Source organism: Eubacterium aggregans (genome assembly GCF_900107815.1).
Lineage (GTDB): Bacteria > Bacillota > Clostridia > Eubacteriales > Eubacteriaceae > Eubacterium_O > Eubacterium_O aggregans.
Genome location: NZ_FNRK01000013.1, coordinates 1 through 23,890, shown reverse-complemented (window position 1 = coordinate 23,890; position 23,890 = coordinate 1). Strand labels below are relative to the sequence as shown.

Below are 23,890 nucleotides of genomic sequence, written 5' to 3'. Positions count from 1 at the left end.
AGTAGGAGGAAAAAATGCAAACTTACGAATATGACGTCATCGTCGTCGGTGGTGGCCCCGCCGGCCTCGGCGCTGCCCTATCCGCCGTGGAAAAAGGTGCATCCGTCGCCATCATCGAACGAAATGATGAGCTGGGCGGAATCTTAAACCAGTGTATCCACAGTGGTTTTGGCCTGCAATATTTCAAGGAAGAGCTGACCGGTCCGGAATATGCCGAACGCTTTATCGATAAGGTCAAAGCCGCGGATATCGACTGCTTTATGAACACCATGGTACTGGACATTAGCCCGGACCACCAGGTTATGGCCATTAATGAATCCGGCGCCATGATTTTTAAGGGTGGTGCGGTCATCCTGGCCATGGGCTGTCGGGAACGGACCCGAGGTGCCATCAAAATTCCGGGGACCCGCCCTGCTGGTGTCTTTACCGCTGGAATCGCCCAACGCTATGTTAATATGGAGAACTTAAAACCCGGTAATCGGGTGGTTATCCTCGGTTCCGGAGATATCGGCCTCATTATGGCCCGCCGCCTGACCCTTGAGGGCATCAAAGTTGAAGGGGTTTACGAACTCATGCCCTACCCCAATGGCCTGTATCGGAATATCATCAACTGTCTGGATGACTTCGGGATTCCCCTCCATCTCTCCACCACGGTCACCAAGATCAATGGAAAGAATCGGGTGGAATCTGTAGAGGTTGCCCAGGTGGACAATAAGATGCGCATTATCCCTGGCTCCGAACGAACCATTCCCTGCGATACCCTGCTCCTCTCCATCGGGCTCATCCCCGAAAATGAATTGAGCAAACGTGCGGGTGTTTCCCTGAATCCTGTAACCAATGGTCCCCTGGTGGACGACACCCTCTCCACCAATCTCCCCGGTATCTTTGCCTGCGGCAATGTTCTTCACGTCCATGACTTGGTAGACAATGTCACCGCCGAAGCCCTGGAAGCCGGTGCCAATGCGGCGGCCTATGCCAAAACCAAAGCGACCCATAGTGGCGCTTCCCTGGCGGTTACCGCTGAAAAGCCCGTTCGCTACACAGTGCCTTCTACCCTATATCCCGAGGATTGCTCCGAAGTCGTCGTGAAGTTCCGGGTGGGTGCTCCGGTGGAATCTGGCCATATACGGATTACCAGTGGTGACACTGTCGTCTTTGAGGAACGGCGTAACCGGAATATCATCCCCAGTATTATGGAAGAAGTGAAGCTAAAGCAGGAACAATTATCTGGGTTGTGTGATCCTTTGGTGGTCACCGTTGTCTCATAGTCAGAGAGGAGTGTTGTCATGAAGGAAATAAAAATGTGTTGTACCACCTGTCCCAATAGCTGTGCCCTAACGGTCACCGTAGAAGGGGAGCAAGTTTTAAAGATTGAGGGCAATACCTGTAAACGGGGAATTCCCTTTGCCGAAAAAGAACTGGTAGCCCCGGAACGGATGCTCACCAGTACGGTGATTGTTACAGTAGACGGCGTCCCAAAACAGGTTCCCGTTAAATCGGCAACCCCCATGCTCCGCAGCAAAATGATGGATGCCATGTCCATCATCCGCGGCACCCGTATTGATCATGGGGTTAACCTGGGTGACGTTATCCTGGAAAACGTTGCTGATTGTGGTGTAGATATCGTCGCAGCCAAGACGGTTCGATAGGTCTCTTTATGCTGGTTACTTTAAAAGAAATTTCCCAAAAAGCCATGGCGGAAAAATACGCTGTCGGTGCCTTCAATACCGTCAATCTGGACAGTATTCGGGCAGTACTTGACGCCGCAGAAGGCCTCGGTCAACCGGTTATCCTCCAACATGCCCAACTCCATGAGAGCATTGCTCCCCTGGATATCATTGGACCGATTATGGTTGAAATGGCAAAGAAAGCAACGGTTCCCGTTTGTGTTCACCTGGATCACGGTTCAGATATTGGTTATCTTCTAAGGGCCATGCAATTGGGCTTTACCTCTGTCATGTTCGATGGTTCTGCCCTCCCCTATGACGAAAATGTGTCCTTGAGTAAAGCAACGGCAGAAACAGCGGCCACCTATGGGGTCTCCGTGGAAGCTGAACTGGGGCGGGTCCTCCGTCCTGAAGGAGGTGGGGAGCCCGATCCCACTGAAGCCACGCTCACCCCAGAGGATTGCTATACGAAGCCCGATGAAGCCGCCGCCTTTGTCGCTGAAACAGGCATCGATGCCCTGGCCATCGCCTTTGGCACCGCCCACGGCGTGTACGATGTGAAGCCCGTTCTGGATGTCGACCGTGTCGCATTAATTCGGGATGCCATTGGTATTCCCCTGGTCATGCACGGTGGTTCTGGAGTGACGGATGAAGAATTCCATAAGGCCATTGCCGGCGGGATCACCAAGGTGAATTACTTTACTTACATGGGCCTTGCCGGTGGAAAGGCAGTGCGCCGATATCTGGCTGAAAATGCCGATCGGGAAAATATTCGCTACGATGAAATGAGCGAGGTTGCCCGACTGGCCATGGAGGCCGACGCAGCCCATGCCATTGGTATTTTTGCCGGATTAGAATAATAAAATGAAAAAAAGGTCCTCCAATGGGGGACCTTTTTTCATTTTAAAAGGGCAGCAGCGTAATAATAGCGAAAACCAGCCACAGCAAAACAATGGCGATGGTCACCCACTTAAACTTAACCATAATGGCAATGTACTCCCGGATAAAGGCACTGGGCCAATAGTAAGCGGCAGTGACACACCCCACCCCCTGGGCATCCATTCCCAGAGACTTCGCCAACAGGCCGGTGCGAAACACATGGTAATTATTGGTCACAAAAATGTATTTATGGGGTGTTCCCTCCCCGTCCAGCATTTCCTGGACATTCTTTAAATTCTCGTAAGTCGTTGCCGAGGCCTCCTCGATAATGATATCCTCCTCTGGCACCCCCTGGGTCAAGAGATAAGTCTTAATAGCCTGAGCCTCAGAAACCTGCTCATCATTTCCCTTCCCCCCTGAGGGCACCAGCTTGGCCCGGCCGCCTGCGGCCCGGTATACCTTCAGGGCCTTATCCGCCCGCCCACGAAGCAAAGGGGAGATCCGTTCTCCATCAATGAGTCCACAGCCGTGGATAATGATATAATCACAATCCAGCCCCTTGGGCAAACACATGTATAAGCTAGAATACATTAAATAAGCCATAAACACCGTTGTAAAATACACCATCAGGATAGCCCCAAGCCACAACAGATTCAAAAGATAAATATTATGGGAAAGGGATTCCAGGGCCCAAAAGCTGACACCCAACCCAATAAGCAACGCAATCCCCATTAATAGAGAAAGAAGGTTTGGCAGACTCCTGCCCTCGCGCCTCAGCATTACCACCCCATTGAAGATAAGCAACAGGGCTATCAGCCCCAAAATAATGGGCGTGATGATAAAGACAATAACCATGAGCACAAATTGAATGGTGCCATTATTTTCCGTCAAGGTGACGATTCCCAGAAAAACAAGAATCGCCCCCACCAAAAGCAGTATCACATTGAGGAAGCGCCGCGGTTCTCGAATCACTGACAATCCCATGATGATAAAATCAAAAATTCCCAACACTAAAAAAATCATTTACTTTCCTCCTATTTCATTTCCCGTTTATTTTAACATAAATACGCATTGACTGTTATTTTCGAAAAACTCCTTTTCATTTCCAGGGTGACATGGTACCATAAGTCCACATACTATTAAGGAGGCCTTTATGAACACACCAAACGACGCCTACTACAGTACCATGGATAGCATCATCACCACCATTCACCGTAAGCTTCCCAAGGCAGATCAAACACCAGAATACCTGGAGCGCCTGTTGGATGATATCTTGCTTCATTTTAAATATGAGGCCATGCAAAAGGAAAAATAAAATCAACTATTTCTGCAATTCATGGTTTTTTCAAATTCAAGCCACACTTTAGACACATTTTTATTTTAGAATGACAGCATTCTAAAACAATACGAAAAAGTGAGGTTATTCTCCATGAAACGTCAAATAGTCATCAAAATTATTATCGACATTCTCATGTTAATTCTCTTTGTTTCCATGGTTTTCGCCCAGGCCACAGGGCTGGTTTACCACGAGATCTTTGGCCTTATCCTTGGGGGACTTGTACTGCTTCATGTCCTACTGAACCGAAAGTGGATTGCCGGAGTTCTGCGCCACTTGACTCAGAAACCCACGGCTACAAAGTTCAAGTTTTTTCTCAATGCTGCCCTGGTTTTCCTAACCTTTGTCATTATCATCACTGGAATCTTTATTTCCATTATCCTCTTTAATGGCTCTGGTCTGGGCAATCGTCCCCTTCTGGTTGCCATTCATAAATTCTCAACCTACGGTATTCTGGGAATTATCGGCATTCACTTACTTCTTCATGCTAAATACCTGGTGGGCGTTTTCTCCAAGCTTGGCCAAAACTGGAAGACCAAGGGTGTTCGCCAGGTGGTTACCGCCGCCTTTGCCCTGATCCTTTTAGGATTCTTTGCTTATAACCAGATCAGCCCCATCCTTGCCGGAGCCAGCACCACCACCGAAGTGGCGACAGTCCCAAATCCAAGCGTTATTTTACCCGAAAACACCACGTCCCAAAAGGAGGAAATCACCGAGCCGCCTACGCCCACCGTCGAGCAAGCAACCCCGGCAGTGACCTTAAATGATTACCTCAGCGGCTTATTCTGCACCGGATGCAGTAAGCACTGCCCCCTTATCAGTCCCCAATGCGGAAAGGGCGATGCCCAGGCCCAGGAGGCGACAGTGGAATACCAAAGTCTCTACGGTGATTCATAATTCCAATAAAATTAAGCGAAAGCATTGCACCGCCCCAAGCAAATTGTTATGCTAAAGGAAACACTCTGGAGGAAAGCAATGAACTATGCAATCGGAATCGATATTGGCGGCACCAATACCCGGGTCGCCCTGGTGAATCATGGGATGGAGATGGTAAAACGGGTTCAATTTCCAACGGTAGTCTCTGATCCCCATGCTACCATCAAAAAAATCGAAGGGGTTCTGGCTGAAATGGCCCCCTTCGATATTTGTGGCATTGGAATGTCCTGTCCCGGGCCCCTGGATCTTGGGGCTGGGACCATCATCGTCACTCCGAATCTAGACAAAAGTTGGTTTGGCTTCCCCTTAGTGGAGACGCTGTCCCAGGCCACAGGATTGCCCGTCACCCTGGAAAACGACGCTAATTTAGCTGGTCTGGCAGAAGCAGTGGTGGGTGAAGGAAAGGCTTTTCGCTATGTCCAGTTTCTCACCATCTCCACAGGTATCGGCTCCGGCTTCGTCATTGATAAGCAAATATATCAGGGTGCCCATGGCTTCGGCGGTGAAGTGGCGGCTGCCTGCCTCTGGCAGGATGGACCCGCTGCCGGCATTCTCCCACCAGGTGCCATTGAAGCCATTGCCAGCGGCACAGCCATTACCCACCGGGCGCGGGCCTGTGGCCTGACCGTGGCCCACGCCGGTGAGGTAGCCGCCCTGGACGCCCAGGGCAATACCGTCGCCCACGGCATCATGGAGGATGCTAAAAATTATCTGGCCAATTTTATTGGCATCATCTATGCCCTGATGGATCCTGAGATCGTCATTTTAGGGGGCAGCGTTGCCATGAAAACCCCTGGCTTTGTATCCGATGTTGAAAAACGGGTGGCGGCCAAAGTCCTCCCGGTGCTGCGCCCGACCATCAAGATCGTGCCTTCTACCTTAAATGAAGACAGTGGCCTTTTAGGGGCCGCTTATCTTGCCTTTTCCAAGGCTGGATTATCGGCATAAAAAAAACCGGCGCACTGCCGGTTTTTTTATCTTTTATCTATACAAAGGTGTACTCCCCTGCCCCGGTTTCCACTAGGCTGCTGTCAAAAAGCTGACGGGCCAGGGCAACCATACAGGCGGTATCGCTGACGGCGCCGGTTTCATAGGGGGAATGCATGGCCAGCTGGGCCAGTCCCACATCCACTGTATTAATGGCTACCTGGTTCCCCGAGAGATTCCCGAGCGTGGAACCGCCCAAAATATCCGAACGGTTAACGAAAACCTGGTGGGGGATATTCCCCCCTTCGCACAGGGTTTTACACAGGGCCGCCGACACCCCATCGGTGGTGTACTTCTGGTTGGCGCTGTATTTAATAATGACCCCGCCTCCCAGTACCGGCTGATTCACCGGGTCTGTCTTATCCGCGTAATTGGGATGGAGGGCGTGTCCATTATCCGCTGAAAGCATAAAGCTTTGGGCCAGGGAGCAAAGATAATCCGTCTCGCTGCGGCCTAAGCCCGCGTTAATGCGCATCAGAGTATCCTTTAAAAAGGTCGATGCCGCCCCCTGCTTGGTGGAGGACCCCACCTCTTCATTATCAAAGACGGCATGGACCGCCACACTGTTCGTCGGTGTGGACTCCAGGAAGCCCCGGAGGGAAGAATAGGCGCACTGGGTATCATCTAACCGGGGACTGGACATGAATTCCTCTCCCTCTCCCCAGATGCTGGGTGCGGTGCGGTTGTACAGGTACAAATCGCTTCCGATGATAGCCTCTGGCGAGACGCCAGCGGCTTCCGCCATGACCCTTTGAATGCTGCGGGCATCCCCACCACCGTAGAGTGGCAGCAGATCCCGCTGAACGTTATATTTGTACCCAGCGTTGACTTCCCGGTTCATGTGGATGGCCAAATTAGGAATAAGGACCAGGTCCCGATCAATTTTTACGAGCTGGGTGCGTATGGTCTCACCATCCCGTACCAGCAGACGCCCGGCAATGGATAATGGCCGGTCAAACCAAGGGGATAAGATGGCCCCGCCGTAAAGCTCCACGTTCAGCGTCGTATAGGCTCCAGCCGTTTTAATCTCTGGATTTTCCTTGAGCTTAAAGGTCGGGGCATCACTGTGGCTGGCCATAATCATAAAGCCGTTATAATCCGTCCGGGGAATTTGGAAGGCCATAAGCGCCGATCCGTTCCGGGTGACATAGTACTTGCCCCCGGCTTTAAGACTCCACTGGGTGCTTTCGAGGAGACGGGTATACCCCGCCGCCTCCAGTATTTCTCCCATCCCCGCTACCACATGGAAGCTGGTGGGGTGGTTTTGAATAAAGGTCATCATTTCCTGGGAAATGGTTTGTGACCCTTCTTGTGTCATTTAAAGGTCCTCCTTCGCTTTACTCCGCTTGGCCAAATATGGCATAATCAGTCCCAGGGCTACCAGGACGATGGGTGTGACGATATTCATAATCAATTGGAAAGTATCCTCAGAATACATCCCCATGACGCAGGCCACAGCGGTGACAGCAAAGCACCAGCCCCCGACAATAATGCCAAAGGTCTTGCTTTTAATAAAGGTGTAATCCCCTTTGCCATATTTGTCCATGGCTTTCTTCAGGGCGATATAGGCGACAAACACCCAGAGGTAGCGCAGAGGCATACACACCGAGTTCACCTTAATCAGCCATTTGACCAGCTCGTCCACACTGCCGATCCCAAAGGCCGGAATGATAATAAGGACGCCAACAATAACAGAAATCATTTTGAGACCATTGGTGTAAACACCCTTCTCATTGCGTTTAAATAATGCCTTGGGAATAAAGTTATCATCCGCATTATCTAAGAGCATCCGCAGGGGGGCATCAATAGAGATAATAATAACGGCCACGTTCTGAATAAAATTCGCCACTGCATAAATCACCATCAGGCTATTCCCCAGGTTATAGTATCCACCCAGCTTCTGGAAAGCATAGTAAGCACCATTGGTCATCAAGTCCTTGGGGATATTATTAGAATCAAACATCATCCCCATGGCGATGGTCCCCAGAATGGCACAGCCCGCCACCATAATGGCCAGGGCAATCATCCCCCGGGGAAAGTCCTTGGATGGACTCTTCATCTGATTAACATAAGGCGAAATCTTTTCGCATCCTCCAACGGCGAACACTAAAATCGAAAAGCTTGTAAAAAATTGCAGGTTGAATTCCGGCATAAAATTGCTAAAGGACCAATCGATTTTATTCACCGTGGCTCCGGTAATGGCGGGCGCCGTCCACATCATCAGGATATACAGAAGGGACATGATGAACACGGCCATCCCTGCTACCGTAGAGATTTTTTTCAAAAAAGACATTCCCCGGCTGGCCAGATAAACGGCAATGGCAAAGATGACCAGACCAAGACCTTGAATCAGCAGGGTACTCATCTGACTGATACGGGCATCCTGGTAGAAAATCCAACTGGCCGCGATGAGAATACTATTGGGCTTCTGTGAGATATAAGGCATATGGACGATCCAGTAGGTCCACCCTGCGTAGAAGGCTGCCGTTGGCCCAATGGTCTTTAGAATCCAAGAGCTGACGCCGCCTCCGGCCTCTGGGAATACGGATCCCATTTCCCCGACCATCAGAGAATAGGGCACAAAATATAGGATAAAGATGATAAGCCACGGAACCACAGCCCGTACTCCACCGTAAGTGGCAAAGCCATTGATGACATTCCCAAAGCCCCACACTGCCGTAAAGGCCATGAAGGCGAGGTTGTACCACAACAGCCGTTTGCCGTTACCGTTGTCTAATCCATTCATAAAAAGTTCTCCTCACTATTTCATAAAATATATCTATATTTTACCATTTAAAAATTAAATTATCACCATTCTTAAAGATATTCTTATCTTCAAATGTTAGGATGAACCCAAAGCGAGGTAAAAGAGTGTTCCGATTTTTAAAAAAACTGATGATTATATTACTGATTCTTATTGGCATTCCCTGTGCGCTATGGGCGTACAGCCGTTATATCGAGCCCAGCCTGCTCACCGTCCATCGGGAATCCATCACTGCACCGGATTCTGTGGCCGCCACCCGAGTGGTTTATTTTTCAGATACCCACTTCGGCACCCTGTATTCCCAGGAAAATCTTGCCCGGATTGTGGATCAAATCAACGCCCAAAGCCCCGATGTGGTAGTCTTTGGCGGAGACTTCATCGATAACTACACCCGGGATAGCTACGCCCTGGATAGCGATGCCCTCTCGGCTGAGCTGGCCCGTATCCAAGCCACCGACGGCAAGTACGCCGTGTGGGGAAATCACGATTACGGCGGCGGGGCGGAGTGGATCTACCCCGATATCATGGCCGCCGGAGGATTCACCCTCCTCGAAAACACCAGCGAATTCTTATCCCAGCGGGGCCTGCGTATTGTGGGTTATGACGATGCCCTCCTTGGTCATACAGACTCCGGGGATTATAGCTTAGACAATGGCGACTACAACCTCATCCTGATCCACGAGCCCGATATGGCCGACGCCATCACCGCCACCGGTGGTGGCTTGATACTCTCTGGCCATTCCCACGGCGGCCAGGTACGCCTGCCCTTCCTCACCCGGCTGATGTACCCCGAGGAAGGCAAAAAGTACACCAAGGGCCTCTACACCAGCTCCGATTTAGGCCGCTCCGATGCCGTCCAGCTCTACGTCAGCCAGGGCATCGGCGTTACCATGGTCCCCTATCGTTTTCTTAATGTACCGGAAATTGTGGTGGTGGATATTAACTGATACGCCAGCCGCTCATCCCCATTTTCAAGATAAATAATACCGCAATACACAAAGCCATGCTTTTTCAAAAAATTCTGCATGGGCACATTGTTCCGATGGGTATCGATGCGGATATGAGCATCCAGGGATTTGCAATATTCCAGGCAAAAGCTGGCTACCCCGGTGGTTCCCCCTTTGGTAGCAATACGATGAATGACATGGTAGGGTGCATCGTTTAGCCAGGCCCCACCATCAATGCGGATGTAGGTGGGGTCTGGCCCGGGTGGAAAATAGAAGGTCCCCAGGATTTCTCCCTGGGCCTCACAGACGTAGCTGTAACCCCTTTCCATATCTTCCTCAATTTGGGCCCTGCTGGGATAACCATCCACCCACTGGGTGGCATTGCCCATCTCTGCCATAAAAGCCCGGGCCTCTGCAAAGAGGTCCATGAGCTCCGGCAGATCTGTCCGGGTGGTTTTTCGAATCTTCATCATCACTTCTGCGCCTTTCTTCTCTAGATTACAATCTTTCATTGTTTCTCCGTCTTACAGAATATGCATTATTTTAACACAAATATCCTCCCAAACCACAGCAATCTGGGTACAAAAAAGAACCCCGGAGGGTCCTTTTATCCATTTTCAATAATCCCCAGACGTTCCGCCTTAATGAGGGCCTGGGTTCTGTTTTTAACCCCCAGCTTATGGTAAATTCGGTTGATATGGGTTTTTACGGTGGCCAGAGAAACGGAAAGGAGTTCGGCAATTTCTACATTGCTTCGCCCAGTGGCGATCTGGCCAAGAACCACCTGCTCTGCATTGGTTAACAGGCCCTTATCCAGCTTACCCTGAACCCCGTAGTATTTGGGGTATTGCTCCTGAAAAACCCGGGTGGCCTCAGTCACTTTTTTGACAAAGTCTTCCTCCCGGGTGCCCTTGGGCAAGGCCTCCAGCACAGGCAGGATTCCCCCGCCTTCATCAGCAAAGACCCGGATAAAGCCATAATCCCTGGCCATAGTGATGGCCGTCTCCAAGGCTGCCAGAGCATCGGTCATCCGCCCCATCTTATGGAGACAGATGGCCTTTAGCACCAGGGTCTCCATAACATTATAGGTCCGTTTATAATCCAGGGCATAGGCATGGATCAGCTCGATCAGGGGCAGAGCCCGCTCCACACCACCGCTGCACAAAAGAGCCCGAATTTTAATGAGGTAGCCATAACGGTCCGTGGTGTGAAAGGCCATGCTTTCATCAATCCCTTCATCCTCCAACCATTCAATAGCACCTGGATTTGGGCCCTCCAGCAGAGATTGGCCAATGCGAAAAACCATCACGTTGCGCAAAAGGCCTTCTCCCCCCTCTTCCACCAGCCGATCCCGAAAGCCCAGCATGGTGCTTTTTGCCTCCACCAGCTTCCCCCGGGCCACCAGTCCCTGGGCTAGGAGGGCCTTGGCCACAAAAAGGGTATCCAAGGTCCCTCCACCCTCACAATCGGCCAAGGCCTTTGCGGCATGGATCAGGCAAGTATCCAAATCATCCTCTTGGTAGCTTTTCTCCCCAAAGCCGATATCCACAATTCCCACCGCTTTTTTCCCGAGAAGGTGCTGGAGTGGACGTTTTAAAAATTTTTCCAAAAGCCGTGCATGATGACACCAATTACAAAAATCCCGGCTTCCAGCCATGATTCGGGGTTGGTTCCCCGTTACCGTAAATCCGTTAAAGAGGTTCACCCCACTGCGTATTAAAGCGGCCCCTTCCAACAGGGGACGGATGACTTTCCGGTCCCCTAACACACAAGGAATGGCAATCTTTCCATAGATGACGGCGATACGAATGGCTTTAAGATCCTCGGCGCTCCAGCCCCCTTCTGCCTCTAAGGCAAGGAGCCGATCATACCAATTCTTACACTCTGCCACCCGATAGTTCAGGCTATGGATCATAGCCATACTGTAGCACAACAGTGGGTCTCGTTCTACGCATAGGGCCGGTGTTTTCTCTAAAAAAGGCTCCATCTCGTAATAGACATCAGAATCTGGGGGGCGAGACAGCACCATTTTAAGGACCCGGATACCCTCTTCATACAATCCGTAGGCATAGAAAGCCTCCAAGGCAGAAACATACTCACCCTTCGCCTCAAAGTAGCACCCCAGACGACGGTTTGCCTCAATATAGATTTGCTGTTGATCACAACGTTCCCGGCGATCCATAAAAAAGTAATACATAAAGGGCGTGAAATGGTATTTCCCAGGCTCAAACTCTGTCAGAAAGCTTCCAATCTGCAAGATGTCCTGGAGGATGGGCCGGGGATTCTCCACGTCCATCAGAACGGCTGCCATTTCTTCATCAAAGGTTTCATACATCCCAAGGAGCATTAGGTTTCGGCGCAAATCCCCTCCCAGGGGCAAATAGATTTCCTCAGCAATCAAATCATACAAATAACGTCGGGAATGGACATAATGGCATCCCCTAATGGGACTGCCGCCATTTTCCTTAATTTCTAAAATAATAACATTGAGGGCCATGGGCCATCCACCGGAAATCGCCCGAATTTCTGCGGCCTCCTCATCGGTCGTCTGGATATTGTCCTGAGCCAGATAGGCCTTCACGGCTGCCCTATCCATTGAAAGCTCCGATTCCCCCATGACCTTCAGCTCCCGTCTGATCATCATCGGGCGCAGTGGCGACGGAACCATGGTCCGGCTCATAATAATGAAGCGACAGGCCCTTGGTGATGCCTTGATTTCCGCCATGAGCTCTGTCAACCGCTCGGCATTTCGGATATTCTGAAAGCTATCCAATATGACCAAGCAGCAATTTTCCGGAGACTCGAGGGCGAGCCACTGCCTTAGGCTTCCCCATGTGGTCCTTTGGGTACAGTCAATCCAGTAGTGGGGATGCTTTTCCTCCTCCAGCCACTGTCTGACGATTTCCGTTTTCCCCCAGCCCATCTTCGCAAAAAGATACACCACCTTTTGGGTGGATTCGGATAATATATGAAGGGGCTGCTTCCAATAAATATTTTCCATTTGGTCTGCCATTATTTCCCCCTTTTCTTCTGATTTACCTTTATTATCCAATGGAGGGTCTTTGTTTTCAAGGGAAATGGTGTGAACGACTAATTTATGCCGTGAAATACACTTTTAAAAGAAAATTTGTTGCAAAATAAAAAGAGGCAGTCCTCAGGGTAACTGCCCCTTATTCCTTTGAAAAACACCCATTATCACTAGATAAAAGCCTATGGTGATGATTGGAGCCCACCCCACACTCCCCCAAATACCAGTATTCACTCCGCTTTCTAAAAAAGACTCGTCATCCTCTACGGCCGGGGTTGCCGATGGTTCCAGGCTTGGGGTTGGTTCAGCCAGGATCACACCCTCCACCGTAGTGCTGCCCTCCCAATGTTGGGCAGCCTGGACAATGCCTAGGGGTACTGCCAGCAAAATGAGAATCACTCCCCCTAGGACTATCTTTTTAATTGACATCACCCATGGTGACCACCGCACTGTAAAAATTGATGGACCCGGAGTAGTTCCCAGCCCACTGGGTCAGGTCCTGCATATACAGCTGATTCTGAGCCAGACTGAGGGTTCCTGTGACTTTATTTCCGGCTGTTTTAAAGGTTGAGAGCAGATACCCATTGGTGTAGAGATTTCCCTTTTGAATATCGGAACCATTCGCATCAAGAACGCTATACACCAGACTTTTACCGGTATTTGCAGCATCCTTTCCGTGAATGCGGAAGGCGTTATTATCGTCCCCGGTGCCATCCTTCATTAATACCGCAATCTGGCCCTGGGTCAGGTTATTAATCTCTGTGGCCGATACGTCAAAGGTGATGCTTTTATTGTAGGCATCTTTATTATCCCCGGGCTGCTGGAGGGTGCCGAAATCCACCTTATCCGGAATCGCGATGACATAACTGACACCACCGGGGTTCTGGTTTGAGACGACCCCGGTAACCTCGGTGCTGCCACTGGGGGTGGTATCGCTGATGCTTTGGGCTAGGGCCGGGGTGGCACATAGGGCACAGATCAGGGCCGTTGTAATCATTGATTTCACTTTCATAATTAACCTCTTTTTTTAAATTCTTATTGAACGATCAGGGTAAATGCTGAATCCGCTGTGTTTAAGGGCCTCTGCTGATCGTCCCGGGTATACCCCTGGTAATGGACCAGAGCACGATATTCCCCTGGAACGATGGCCTGGCTGATGGGAATGGACTCATAGCCCATCCCTGGCTCCAGCAGACCGGTTTCGTATAGCACGGTGCCATCCTCCAGCTGGAGGGTCGCTTTCAGATAACAGGTGTTTCCCGCAGGATTCCCCACCCGCAAATTAAGCTGGGTGTCGCCACTGTTCATCACCGCGCTGGTGTATCCAGGGATCTGGATGCTTCCTTCCACGGCACTGGGAGCTGCTATCTGATCATCCCAGGCCGATGCCTTGGGGTCGATGTAAGAACCGCCTTCATTTTGAGGCTGTCCAAAGTAAAACCACCAGGCCCACACCCCACCGACCAGGATGAGAAGCAGCCCCAGGCCGATGATGATTTTTTTATTCTTATTTTTTGGATTGTCCATGTTTTCTCCTTTTAAAGGCCAGTGTCCCGATGATAATGCCCAGGGCCGAAAGACTGGCGATAAGTCCCCAAGGGGTGGATGGGTTGATGCCGGTGGCGGTATTGGTGCTTCCCATTGGGGTGACTCCCTGGCTTAATGGACTTCCGTCCATACTGCCATCCTGGGGATAATCGCCCCCGGGCACAATTGGATCTACCGGCTTAATGGCCTGCTGAACCAGGACGCTTTCCAGAATCACCGATTTTTCAATCCGGGGAAAGCCTCTGTTTTCTGAATCCTTTTGGACCCACCCCCGGTAATCCTGTCCGCTGATATCTGTATTGAGAATTTCCTGAAAGGTTGCCGTGCGCATGGCGTTTTCTGCCATGGCTGTGGCCCCTGTTTGGTCATTGGTCAAATTCCCACAGGCCCTTTCCAGGGCATGACTATAATAGAATTTGCCAATTCCCGTGTCGGTGCTGGTCCCAGCGATGGCTCCCAGGCTTCCGGTGCCGGTAATGGCCCCAGCGTTGTAGCCGTAGGCCAAGCTGCCGCTGTTGGAGCCGGCAATGCCCCCAGCGACAGCAGTACCCGCCGTGGCTCCGATGTTATACACATTGTTAATCACACCGGTGTTTTCTCCGGCAATGCCCCCAGCAACATCGCCGCTTACCACTGCATTGTTCCGGCTGTCCGTGATGGTCCCCCGATTAATACCTACCAGTCCCCCGGCAATGACGGTTTCCCCATTAGTATAATCCAAGTTGATGACGGAAAGATTGCTCACCCGTCCAGTCTCTCCAATGGTACCAAAGAGTCCCATCGGTTCCGTGCTGCTGCCCATGACAGGCCCAGGATATAGTGGTCCTGACCGTCAAAGGTCCCCGTAAAGGGATGGGCTTCGTTTCCCATGGCCAAGGTCCAAGTGCCGCCCCCGCCATCGATATTGCCGGTGAGATAATAGTTGGCCCCGGTGTAAGTGTCGGGATCCGTGGCCATGGCCTGGGCTACCGCCACCAGGTCCGCGTCGTTTGAAATCGGGAAGCGGCCAGACTCATCCGGCGCTACCGGCGGAGGGACCACTTCTTTCCACTTGGCGTAAAACACCTGATCCCCGGTGGTCCCCGTGGGGATTCCCGTGGTAACCTGACTTAATTCCGAGTCAGTGTACCAGCCCTCGAAGGTGTAGCCCTCTCGGGTGGCTGCCCCCAGGGTGATGTGGTCGTCGATGGTGTAGCTTTCGGGATTATCCACTGCGTTGATCCCGCCGTCTAATTCGTAGCGGATGGTATAGATGATGTTCTCCCATCCGGCATACAGCGTAATATCCCCGGCTTCTTTAGCCGTGTCGATTTCCTCGACCTTCTGGGTAAGCTGGGCATCCCGATACCATCCCGTGAAGGTGGCTCCGGTTTTTTCTGCATCCGCTAAGGTAATGATACCCGTATCTAAGGTAAAGGTGGCTGGATTGTTATAGGCATTGGTTCCCCCGTTTAATTTATAGGTGATGCTGTGGGGGGTGTTGGCATCCAGCACGGTCAAGCTGATGGCCTGGGACCAGGTGGTTTTGGTGTCCCCATCGGTAAGATAGGTGGCCACCAGGGTATAGCTGCCGGCAGCAAGTGCATCGAGCTCAGCAGTGTAGCCGCCCTGGGCATCGATGGTGGCGGATTTTTGGGCGCTCTGGGTATCCGTACCCTCATCGATGAGGTGGATTTTTACCTCCGATCCAGCGGTACTGGTCAGGGACATGTCCCCGTTTCCCTCTGGGGCACTTTCTGCCACGGTGGCTTTGGTCAGGCTTCCGGTGAGGCCCAGTGCCTTCCCGGAAATGGCGGTGACCGCTAAGCCATCGTCAGCAGCATCGACCACGGCATCCTGCTCCATGGGTACATTCAGAGCCAGGCTGGCATCGCTTCCCCCTCCGATATGGAGAGTGGCACTGCGGCTAATAGCCCGGGCATTTTGATTCCCTGCAGCTGAGGTTTCCGTAACGACACAACGGTAGATGGTGCCCTCTAAATCATTGGTATTGGCAGTTGTAATCTGTCCATTCTCATCATAATAAGCCGCATTAAACGTGGCGGCGGTTTGGCCGGGAAGATCAGTCCAGGTAGCCGTGTAATTGCCCTGGATAAGCTGCTGCCACTGGTAGCTTAAGGTATCTCCTTCTTTTTGGGCATGGGCTACTATTTCAAAATTTGCGGCATCCCCAATGTTAGCATATTTATCTGTGGGTGGCGTGTCAATGATGGGCATAAAACTGTCCGTGCTGCCCTTGGTGCGCCCCTGGGCGTAGGGGCCCTTAATGCTCTTTGTTCCCTGGGCATTCACCGCACTGTAAGCCTCCAGTCTGAAATAATAATCCGAGTTGCTGCTCAGTCCAGTGACCAGGCAGCCAGCGGCATTCCCGTTGACGATAAGGTCGCTGCCGCCGCGTTTAACGGGCTGGTAGTTGGCGTCGCTGCCCTTGGCATAGTACACCTTGTAGGAGCCGGGCTTCCGACCATTTGCTGAAGGTACTGTCCAAGCCAGAAGGGCGCTGTCCTCGGTGGTGGCGGCTACATGGAGGTTTTCAGGAAGGGCGCTTGGGGCCCCGTCGATACCATCTACCAGGTAGCCGACCACCTGAGTCCGCCCAGTAATGGTACTGCCGTCATCCATTTTGATGGCTTCCCCATTGTTTAAATCGGCCCGCCACTGAGCTAAAGTGGTGTTAAAGGCGTAGTCCGAGGTGGGATTCCCGCTGGTATCTGTCCCCGTTTGGGCCGATTTCGGCAGGGAGGGGAAGGTTCCGCTCACCGTGGTACCCGTGGAGTTGGTGGTGGTCCAAGTCTGGGACCAGCCCCCGCTTAAGCTCTGGGAGAGCTTGGTTTCTGCTCCCAGGTTGACAATGACTAGATTCAGCCCTGCTTTAATGGTCTCTGACAGAGAGGCTTTTATGGAGACACTGTAGCCGTCCGAGGTGGTGGTTGCGGTAGTATCGGACATGGAAAGCCCTGTACTGCTCCCCTCATTCATGCCGATGGCGGCACTGGACTTAGCCACCCGGGTATTTTCATCCGTAGTATCTGCCCCGGTCTTAGCGATATCCGAAGCGTAAGTGCTGGGATCCCCAGTGACGATACCGGGATAGATTGTCCCGCCGATGTCCACGGTGTCGATTTTCTCACCATCGGCTACCGTTAGATTGTAGGCCTCAACCGTGCAGTTATAGGTATCCACAGGTACCGTGGACTCCACGGGATTGAGCTGGACGGACACCGCCATCTCACTGAATTTCCCTGGGACCAGATCCCCCACAGCCGGGGGATTTGCAAGGCCCAGGGTGGTGTACTCATCCACCTCCTCCTGGGTGGCGGTGTGCTCTGGGACCCAGACATTATAATTGTACCGGATTCCAATGTATATCATAATTTATCAGATAGTCGCAATCCTGCAAGTTCTGACCTTCTGAAATACAATCGGTAGCAATAAGGAAATCAATTTCTGTATTATCATTCGGCATTAACAATTTTTTGTCCTTTGAGATTGGCGAAAAGCAAGTCAATACCGTATTCAGGTCATTTTTTAATTTTGGACAAGTTGTGCGTCCCTCAACTGAACCGGATACCATAGCTGTATTCAATCCATATTTTTCTTTCACATAAGTACTTACTGAAAAGCTGCATTTCTTCAAAACACCTGTCATCGGTAAGCTGCTTAAAAAGGCACTCATAGGAGATAATATGAAATTGTTAAACTTCAGTGCTGATTTGTGGGACACGTATCTGGATGAGTTGACCCGTTCCTCCAGGTATTCTGTTTTTCCCTGAACAAAAGCCCCCTTGCAACTTTCCCGATACTGATTGGGAATTGTCCAAGGGGGCTTTTCTTCACTTATCTACCAATATATCTATTATCTTCTTTTCCTCTTAATTCTGAGTGCCTCTACTATAGCAACTGCACTGCCCAAGAGGATTACCCCATACATAAGCGGTGTGCTTGTATCTCCTGTCTTTGGTGAAGTTGATGGTTTATCTGTTTTTCCAGAAGTTCCGGGTTTCGGTGATTCTGGTTTATAAATGTTTGTAAAGGTCTGGCCTCCTTCGTATTCTGTTGATGCCACAAGCTGCCCGTCATTATCTTCCACAGTTACTTTTACATTAATTACATGGCTGTCATAGGTGACTCCCGCAAGATTTCCTTTCACTTCTTCGATCGTATATTTATAGATTCCAGCTTTTGTATAATCAACCGGGTCAAAGTAAACCTTGCCCTGAGCATCATTTGACTGCGTCTGAAGAACATTTCCTTCCTCGTCTTTCAGCTCAAATTTAAAATCTCCAGCTTTCAGTTCCTTGCCTTTCAGCACTTTCTGCGCTTCTAAAACCACACTTCCGGCTGCTGGTTTATAACTATTCGTAAAGGTCTGGGCTCCTTCATATACCGGCTCTGCTACAAGTTGTGCCTCTTTGTCTTCTACAGTTACTGTGACATTGATTACGTGGCTGTCATAGGTGACTCCTGCAAGATTTCCTTTCACCTCTTCGATTGTATACTTATGAATTCCTGTTTCGTTGTACTCAATTGGATCAAAATAAACTTTGCCCTGAGCATCGTTGGCCTTTGTCTGGAGAATATTTCCACTCTCATCTTTCAAATCGAAGCTAAAGTCTCCGGCCTTCAGGTCTTTTCCCTCCAGTATTTTCTGTGTCTCTAATACAATACTTCCAGGTGCTGCCTGATAAGTATTTGTAAAGGTCTGGCTTCCTTCATATACTGGCTCTGCCACTAACTGCGCATCTTTGTCTTCTACAGTTACCGTAACGTCAATTACATGGCTGTCATAGGTGACTCCCGCAAGATTTCCTTTCACCTCTTCGATCGTATACTGATAAAGTCCCGCTTCTGTATACTCAATCGAATCAAAGTAAACTTTTCCCTGAGCGTCATTAGTCTTTGTCTGGAGAACATTTCCGCTCTCATCTTTCAGATTGAAGCTAAAGTCTCCGGCTTTCAGCTCTTTTCCTTCCAACACCTTCTGTGCTTCCAACAAAACACTTCCCGGTGCTGCCTGATAGGTATTTGTAAAAGTCTGGCTGCCTCCAACATATTCCGGAGTAGCAGTGAGTCTTCCGTATCCCTCTTTGTCTTCAACATGAACCGCTACACGGATTATATTTTTATCATATATAATACCGGCTTCGTCCCCTGAAACTTCTTGAATCGTATAATGATACTCTCCCGGCTGATTGTATTCTATTTCGTCGAATACAACATTACCTTCAAGATCATTTTTCTTTGTCTGGATTGTTTCTCCATCTTCATTTTTTAATTCGAAAGTGAACAAGCCCTCTTCCAGATTTTTTCCTTCCAGAATTTTATGTGCTTGCAGTACTACAGATGTCGGTGCATATTCACCTTCTTTATAATTCTCAAGTGAAATAAAATTGGCATCATCTCCTGTTTTTCCATCAACAGATACAACCGTTGTATCGTCCGTCTTCTCAACGAAAAGGGTGTGATCGCTCTTATCAAGGTTATATCCTTCCGGAGCATATGTTTCTCTAATTATAAAACTTCCGGCAGGCAGACCTCTGAGTATCAGTTTCCCTTCCGTACCCGTGGTTCCTTTTCTGACCACAGTTGAGCCATCTGTCGCGAAGATTGTGAATTCAACACCTGCAAGAGGAGCTTTCGTAGTTCCATCAATCTTGAAAATATCAACCCAGCCACTCTTTCTCATAGTAGCATTGCCATCCTGGTTACTGATTTGATATGAACTATTGGTGTTTTCGCCTTCTTCATCACCACCATAAAGTTTTACATGATTGGTTACTATTCCTGGCTCACCTGTCACATCGGTCAAATAGCTGAAACGATAAGCTTTAGTGTTTTCTGGAATGTTGAATGTCAGTACTCTTGTTTCATTATCGTAAGAAACATCCTTTCCAATAACAGGTGTAACTACATCTCCTTCTGTATAGCTGCTATCTGCATTCAGCTTCAATTCCGTAATCTTTATGTTTCCATCCAGAAGCAGATTTCCATTCGCATCTGTACGCAGATCAAGCCCCATTGGTAATGTGTCCTCGATTTTACTGAATATATTATCAAGTTCATAAGGTTTATAGTCTACAGTCCAGTTCACAATACCTGCTTCGACTAATGCAGCTTCTTTAGATAATAATGAACTTTTAACTGTAACATTACGCTTAGATTCAATTCCCGTATTCCAATTCTCCGAGGTCATTTTTACGGTATTTGTTACCGTATTATTACTATTTTTTCCAAAATATTTTTCCAGAGTTTCAGCATTTGGTTTCGCCTTAATAAGAACAACATAAGGCTTATCCAATGTTTCAAATGTTAAAGAAATACTGTTCGCTGTCTTTGTATGGGTCAGACCATCAACCGTAACAGGTGTTGTATCTTTAGCAATTACACTGCTTTCCCAGTCATTTTTCGCAGTGCCTTCAAATATTAAGTAATCATTTCCAGAAGTGATTTCTGACAGTTCCCAGCCATCCGGCAATGTATCCGTAAGCGTTACAGCTCCCAGCGGATTCCCATTTGCATTTGTCAGATTTAAACCATCGGCATTTATACTGATACGGAATATCGCTGATTTATCCTGATAATCAAAACCATCATTATTCCCGTCATCCAGAACATCATTTACTCCAGAAGCCGGATTATCTGTATAACCACGTTTAATCATTTCCTTTTTCAGCATAAAACTTGGATAGGAAACTTTTGCATCAGCTTTGTTTAATTTCGTATCTTTACTATAAAGGGAAGCTGTATTCTTAACATCTTTCCATGTATTTGATACAAAAATATCCGGATTTGTAACAATAGATTCAAAATTAAAAGCAGCTTTCTCGCTGGTAAACCCGGTAATGACTAACAGGTCACCCACACGTTCTCCGTCTTTTATAACAGGAAGTACTTCTAAATTAAGCCCTTCTCCTGAGAAAGAACTATCTTTATACTTCTGATTGAATTGAGGCGTCAAACCTTTGATGACATCAGCACTAATGTTCTCAGCAGACAGATCCGTTACTTTAGAACTGCCTTCCTTTCCATATAGCAATAAATCATAGACAGTAGTATCCGGTATGGTCTGGCCTTTTGGATCAACATTAACTGTCCATTGAATGGTCTGATTATCTTTGTCCGAAATTTGACCGCTCTTGCTGATTGCATTGTATCCAATTCCTACATTGACATTACCAGTACCTATTTCTCCATGATTGTCCCATGCAATAGAAGCTTTATTTTTATAGTTTGTCACACCTGCTGTGTAATCTTCATCTGGAACTTTCGTTACAATCGTCAGCAGGACCTTTGTATTCAGAACCCGGTCGCTTCCAGATGTTGTGTTTCCGATTTCATACACACCATTCTCGTCTGGTTGAATGTCTGTCGCCTCACCCCAGGCACTCCCATTCCAATACTGTACTGTTGCCTGTTTCAGTGTCAACCCATCTGGCAGCACATCCGTCAGCACTGGATTTTTTAATGTAGCTTCCATATCGTTAGCCGTGATTGTCCATGTAATCGTGCGATCCTTTGGATTATAGACTCCACTGCTGCCGTCCTGATCACTCTTTCCTTTTTTCTCAATCCATTTTGGTGTGAATGAAATGGATCCATTGCCCTCAGTAACAAAGTTATCTTCATTATACAGCTCAGCTTTGTTTCCAATCCATTGTGAACCACTTGCATAATATTTCTCATCCGATATGGTTGTCTTGAATTTAACAATCTGCTCGCCTTTTGAATTCTCTGGAAACGTATAGCTTAAATTATTATCTGTTACATCAGGATCATCAACCCCTGTATCATTGATAATAAATGAACCTGGTACATATCCGCCGACATCCTTTAAGTTATCTTTCAGCTCATATCCTGCAAGATCTACAAAATTTTCTCCTTGTTTCCCGGAAACCTTTACTGTCCATTCCACAGTTTGATCAGCAAGGTTTACTTCACCGGATTTACTCATGAAATATTCTGTTTCAACTACTGGCTTTTCAAGATTGAATTCACGGTCGAAAATTTCAATAATCTTGTCTCCCGAACCAGAGGACCCTCCCTCTTCTTTCAAATCAAAGGTGGCTTTAAAGGAAGCGTTTACCTCCGCTTTCTCGCCGTTAAATACCTCATCGTTTCCGTCGAAGTCAATTCTTGCTGTCACCACTCCATCAACATCTATAAAGGTTACATGTCCAACAATAACCCCACCCGCTGTCTTCAGAGCAATCGCTTCTGATGAATCAGGAGCCTTAATCGAATTACTTAAAGGTATTAAAGCGTAATCCCCTTTTTCAATATAGGTTCCGTCATCTCCTCCATCTCCCAGAACAGGAACATCAAAGGAAGCAGAAAGCTCTATTGGCTGGTCATCCAGGATTACCCCATCATCTTCTATTTCTTTTCCATCCTGCTTTACAGATGTTAACAGAGATGCCAGCAGATTTGTTACATCTTTTCCCGCTGCAAGCACACTGCGTTTTATTGTCTGTTTTTCATCCGTATCTACTGTAGACTCAGAATTCTGTGCTTTGCTTTCGTCAGGTTCTTGTGCAGACATACTTACAATGTAATTCTTATTAAGAATTGATACATTGTGATCCCCGGAGGTCCCATTTTCACCATCCGTATTATATGCCAGATTCAGATGAAACTCGGCAGCTATGTCCTTGCTTGAAGGATCAAATGCCTTATCGTCCCAGTTAAATATTACACTTGCGGTAATTTCACCCGATTTATCATTTTTAGTAAGCCGAATATTTCCAACTGTTTTTCCTTCTTTTGTAAGCAGGTTCGTACTCTTTTCTCCTGCAAGATTAAATCCCTTAGCCACCCCAAAAGAGGCAGTATCCCCATTTTTCACCTGGATATTCGGGGAAGCTTCGTCGTTTCCTGTAGGTATTTTAAATGATACCACTACTGAAACATTGTCTTTGCCGGATATTGAACCATTATCGGCAATTTCCGTCCCATTCTGGCTGACAACGGCCTTGACACTCGTTAGCACAGATGTTTTATCTGTTCCCGTATTTTCAGCAGAGACAATGCTTGCAGGCATGCTGCTGAAAATCATCAGTACCGTCATTACCCAACTAATAAATGAACGTATTTTTCCTTTCATTTTTATAATCTCCCTTCTCAAAATTATCATTTTTATAGAAAATCTCTATTCCCTAAATTCCACGTGCATTTTTTATTAGCTTAAAAGAACACTATTTCACGAAGAATTTAAACTGATACTCCCACATTGTAACATTATTTACCACCACCTTTCAATCTTTTTCAATAAATTATTGATTGCAACTTTGGAGTAAAGATACTTATTAAACCCTGCAAGTTATCCACAGAGCAACACTCGATTTTCAAGATGATATCTTTATTATACCAGACATTTTTCATACACTTCCTTGTACGGATAGTTTTCTGACAAATTCATAATTACAGTTCTTGCGGTTTTAATGATTTTGGCTGCAAGAAATACTGGAGTGTTATCATAAAAGTACAGTCAAAACTACAAGGAAATGATAAAATAAAGAAAACAGAGAGGACTGTACACCCAAATGGCAAAAAAATACACACCCGAATTCAGAGCAGAGGCTGTCAAGCTATCTCAAGAAATTGGCGCACGGCCAGCATCTGAACGCCTCAACATCAATCTTGATACAATGTATACCTGGATTAGCAAGGCGAAGCATCATCAAAGCGAAGTTGATGCCTTAATCCAGAAAAAAGGTGGTACGGTCGCCCTGGCCGATGAAAACAATCAACTAAGGCGTAGACTTCGGGAACGTGAAGAAGAAATCGAAATCCTTCAGGATG

The 23,890-nt window shown here is 48.4% G+C and carries 20 protein-coding genes; 8 read left to right on the top strand and 12 right to left on the bottom strand.

All coding sequences use genetic code 11. From position 1 onward, the window contains the following. The first annotated feature begins 14 nt into the window (after positions 1 to 14). From BLW33_RS08555 to BLW33_RS08545, 3 genes are read left to right on the top strand one after another with little or no spacing between them, the layout of a single operon-like run. Positions 15 to 1,268, top strand: a complete 1,254-nt coding sequence (locus BLW33_RS08555) for an NAD(P)/FAD-dependent oxidoreductase (protein ID WP_090307635.1) — start codon at positions 15 to 17, stop codon at positions 1,266 to 1,268. Between the two features lie 18 nt (positions 1,269 to 1,286). Next, on the top strand, positions 1,287 to 1,649 hold the full coding sequence (locus BLW33_RS08550; RefSeq protein ID WP_090307632.1) for a DUF1667 domain-containing protein: 363 nt from the start codon (positions 1,287 to 1,289) through the stop codon (positions 1,647 to 1,649). An 8-nt stretch (positions 1,650 to 1,657) separates the two neighbouring features. Next, the gene (locus tag BLW33_RS08545; RefSeq protein WP_090307629.1) at positions 1,658 to 2,527 is read left to right on the top strand and encodes a class II fructose-bisphosphate aldolase; all 870 of its coding nucleotides are present in this window, start codon (positions 1,658 to 1,660) and stop codon (positions 2,525 to 2,527) included. Between the two features lie 43 nt (positions 2,528 to 2,570). Here the strand turns inward: BLW33_RS08545 and BLW33_RS08540 are convergent, their stop codons facing one another. After that, positions 2,571 to 3,569 carry a YdcF family protein gene (locus tag BLW33_RS08540; protein WP_090307627.1) on the bottom strand — a complete coding sequence of 333 codons (999 nt, stop codon included), beginning with the start codon at positions 3,567 to 3,569 and terminating at the stop codon, positions 2,571 to 2,573. A 130-nt stretch (positions 3,570 to 3,699) separates the two neighbouring features. Between BLW33_RS08540 and BLW33_RS14125 the strand changes: the two genes are divergently transcribed. The 3 genes from BLW33_RS14125 to BLW33_RS08530 all read left to right on the top strand — a co-directional run bounded on the left by BLW33_RS14125 (position 3,700) and on the right by BLW33_RS08530 (position 5,766). Beyond that, on the top strand, positions 3,700 to 3,861 hold the full coding sequence (locus BLW33_RS14125) for a hypothetical protein (protein ID WP_176966677.1): 162 nt from the start codon (positions 3,700 to 3,702) through the stop codon (positions 3,859 to 3,861). A gap of 114 nt (positions 3,862 to 3,975) precedes the next feature. After that, positions 3,976 to 4,779, top strand: a complete 804-nt coding sequence (locus tag BLW33_RS08535; RefSeq protein ID WP_090307624.1) for a DUF4405 domain-containing protein — start codon at positions 3,976 to 3,978, stop codon at positions 4,777 to 4,779. Positions 4,780 to 4,857: 78 nt separating this feature from the next. Then, positions 4,858 to 5,766 carry an ROK family protein gene (locus BLW33_RS08530; protein ID WP_090307622.1) on the top strand — a complete coding sequence of 303 codons (909 nt, stop codon included), beginning with the start codon at positions 4,858 to 4,860 and terminating at the stop codon, positions 5,764 to 5,766. A 37-nt stretch (positions 5,767 to 5,803) separates the two neighbouring features. Here the strand turns inward: BLW33_RS08530 and BLW33_RS08525 are convergent, their stop codons facing one another. Both BLW33_RS08525 and BLW33_RS08520 read right to left on the bottom strand, forming a co-directional pair. Further along, complete coding sequence (locus BLW33_RS08525) at positions 5,804 to 7,123, bottom strand: M18 family aminopeptidase (protein WP_090307619.1); 1,320 nt, start codon at positions 7,121 to 7,123, stop codon at positions 5,804 to 5,806. After that, positions 7,124 to 8,551, bottom strand: a complete 1,428-nt coding sequence (locus BLW33_RS08520) for an APC family permease (RefSeq protein ID WP_090307618.1) — start codon at positions 8,549 to 8,551, stop codon at positions 7,124 to 7,126. A gap of 263 nt (positions 8,552 to 8,814) precedes the next feature. Between BLW33_RS08520 and BLW33_RS08515 the strand changes: the two genes are divergently transcribed. Continuing rightward, positions 8,815 to 9,516 carry a metallophosphoesterase gene (locus tag BLW33_RS08515; RefSeq protein WP_423230243.1) on the top strand — a complete coding sequence of 234 codons (702 nt, stop codon included), beginning with the start codon at positions 8,815 to 8,817 and terminating at the stop codon, positions 9,514 to 9,516. On the opposite strand, the gene BLW33_RS08510 is transcribed toward BLW33_RS08515, so the two are convergent. From BLW33_RS08510 to BLW33_RS08470, 9 genes are all read right to left on the bottom strand, one after another. After that, on the bottom strand, positions 9,468 to 10,028 hold the full coding sequence (locus tag BLW33_RS08510; RefSeq protein ID WP_242911631.1) for an N-acetyltransferase: 561 nt from the start codon (positions 10,026 to 10,028) through the stop codon (positions 9,468 to 9,470). The genes BLW33_RS08515 and BLW33_RS08510 overlap by 49 nt on opposite strands. Before the next feature lie 95 nt (positions 10,029 to 10,123). Further along, complete coding sequence (locus tag BLW33_RS08505; protein WP_090307613.1) at positions 10,124 to 12,529, bottom strand: LuxR C-terminal-related transcriptional regulator; 2,406 nt, start codon at positions 12,527 to 12,529, stop codon at positions 10,124 to 10,126. A 141-nt stretch (positions 12,530 to 12,670) separates the two neighbouring features. Further along, positions 12,671 to 12,973 carry a hypothetical protein gene (locus tag BLW33_RS08500; RefSeq protein ID WP_090307610.1) on the bottom strand — a complete coding sequence of 101 codons (303 nt, stop codon included), beginning with the start codon at positions 12,971 to 12,973 and terminating at the stop codon, positions 12,671 to 12,673. Next, positions 12,963 to 13,556 (bottom strand): hypothetical protein, encoded by a 594-nt coding sequence (locus tag BLW33_RS08495; protein WP_090307607.1) that lies wholly within the window; start codon positions 13,554 to 13,556, stop codon positions 12,963 to 12,965. Before BLW33_RS08495 ends, BLW33_RS08500 begins: the two co-directional genes overlap by 11 nt. 23 nt (positions 13,557 to 13,579) lie before the next feature. After that, complete coding sequence (locus tag BLW33_RS08490) at positions 13,580 to 14,071, bottom strand: hypothetical protein (protein ID WP_090307605.1); 492 nt, start codon at positions 14,069 to 14,071, stop codon at positions 13,580 to 13,582. Next, positions 14,052 to 14,873 (bottom strand): hypothetical protein, encoded by an 822-nt coding sequence (locus BLW33_RS08485; protein ID WP_143032613.1) that lies wholly within the window; start codon positions 14,871 to 14,873, stop codon positions 14,052 to 14,054. The genes BLW33_RS08490 and BLW33_RS08485 overlap by 20 nt, the downstream gene beginning before the upstream one ends. Next, positions 14,834 to 17,464: an InlB B-repeat-containing protein gene (locus tag BLW33_RS08480; protein WP_090307601.1), complete on the bottom strand. Its 2,631-nt coding sequence runs from the start codon at positions 17,462 to 17,464 to the stop codon at positions 14,834 to 14,836. Before BLW33_RS08480 ends, BLW33_RS08485 begins: the two co-directional genes overlap by 40 nt. Continuing rightward, a complete protein-coding gene (locus BLW33_RS08475; RefSeq protein ID WP_341456153.1) occupies positions 17,433 to 17,768 on the bottom strand; it encodes a helicase-related protein in 336 nt (111 codons plus the stop codon). Before BLW33_RS08475 ends, BLW33_RS08480 begins: the two co-directional genes overlap by 32 nt. 180 nt (positions 17,769 to 17,948) lie before the next feature. Next, positions 17,949 to 23,192 (bottom strand): Spy0128 family protein, encoded by a 5,244-nt coding sequence (locus BLW33_RS08470; RefSeq protein WP_176966675.1) that lies wholly within the window; start codon positions 23,190 to 23,192, stop codon positions 17,949 to 17,951. 439 nt (positions 23,193 to 23,631) lie between these two features. On the opposite strand from BLW33_RS08470, the gene BLW33_RS08465 reads away from it, so the two are divergent. Then, the coding region (locus BLW33_RS08465; protein ID WP_143032612.1) for a transposase at positions 23,632 to 23,890 on the top strand (259 nt) is incomplete at its 3' end.

What these genes read in the sequence shown, in the direction of transcription:
- BLW33_RS08500 (WP_090307610.1), bottom strand. Translation starts at nt 12,973, where the DNA reads ATGTCAATTAAAAAGATAGTCCTAGGGGGAGTGATTCTCATTTTGCTG.
- BLW33_RS08510 (WP_242911631.1), bottom strand. Translation starts at nt 10,028, where the DNA reads ATGAAAGATTGTAATCTAGAGAAGAAAGGCGCAGAAGTGATGATGAAG.
- BLW33_RS08535 (WP_090307624.1), top strand. Translation starts at nt 3,976, where the DNA reads ATGAAACGTCAAATAGTCATCAAAATTATTATCGACATTCTCATGTTA.
- BLW33_RS08475 (WP_341456153.1), bottom strand. Translation starts at nt 17,768, where the DNA reads ATGAGTGCCTTTTTAAGCAGCTTACCGATGACAGGTGTTTTGAAGAAA.
- BLW33_RS08545 (WP_090307629.1), top strand. Translation starts at nt 1,658, where the DNA reads ATGCTGGTTACTTTAAAAGAAATTTCCCAAAAAGCCATGGCGGAAAAA.
- BLW33_RS08505 (WP_090307613.1), bottom strand. Translation starts at nt 12,529, where the DNA reads ATGGCAGACCAAATGGAAAATATTTATTGGAAGCAGCCCCTTCATATA.
- BLW33_RS08525 (WP_090307619.1), bottom strand. Translation starts at nt 7,123, where the DNA reads ATGACACAAGAAGGGTCACAAACCATTTCCCAGGAAATGATGACCTTT.
- BLW33_RS08480 (WP_090307601.1), bottom strand. Translation starts at nt 17,464, where the DNA reads ATGATATACATTGGAATCCGGTACAATTATAATGTCTGGGTCCCAGAG.
- BLW33_RS08555 (WP_090307635.1), top strand. Translation starts at nt 15, where the DNA reads ATGCAAACTTACGAATATGACGTCATCGTCGTCGGTGGTGGCCCCGCC.
- BLW33_RS08520 (WP_090307618.1), bottom strand. Translation starts at nt 8,551, where the DNA reads ATGAATGGATTAGACAACGGTAACGGCAAACGGCTGTTGTGGTACAAC.
- BLW33_RS08485 (WP_143032613.1), bottom strand. Translation starts at nt 14,873, where the DNA reads ATGGGACTCTTTGGTACCATTGGAGAGACTGGACGGGTGAGCAATCTT.
- BLW33_RS08470 (WP_176966675.1), bottom strand. Translation starts at nt 23,192, where the DNA reads ATGAAAGGAAAAATACGTTCATTTATTAGTTGGGTAATGACGGTACTG.
- BLW33_RS08490 (WP_090307605.1), bottom strand. Translation starts at nt 14,071, where the DNA reads ATGGACAATCCAAAAAATAAGAATAAAAAAATCATCATCGGCCTGGGG.
- BLW33_RS08530 (WP_090307622.1), top strand. Translation starts at nt 4,858, where the DNA reads ATGAACTATGCAATCGGAATCGATATTGGCGGCACCAATACCCGGGTC.
- BLW33_RS08495 (WP_090307607.1), bottom strand. Translation starts at nt 13,556, where the DNA reads ATGAAAGTGAAATCAATGATTACAACGGCCCTGATCTGTGCCCTATGT.
- BLW33_RS08540 (WP_090307627.1), bottom strand. Translation starts at nt 3,569, where the DNA reads ATGATTTTTTTAGTGTTGGGAATTTTTGATTTTATCATCATGGGATTG.
- BLW33_RS08550 (WP_090307632.1), top strand. Translation starts at nt 1,287, where the DNA reads ATGAAGGAAATAAAAATGTGTTGTACCACCTGTCCCAATAGCTGTGCC.
- BLW33_RS14125 (WP_176966677.1), top strand. Translation starts at nt 3,700, where the DNA reads ATGAACACACCAAACGACGCCTACTACAGTACCATGGATAGCATCATC.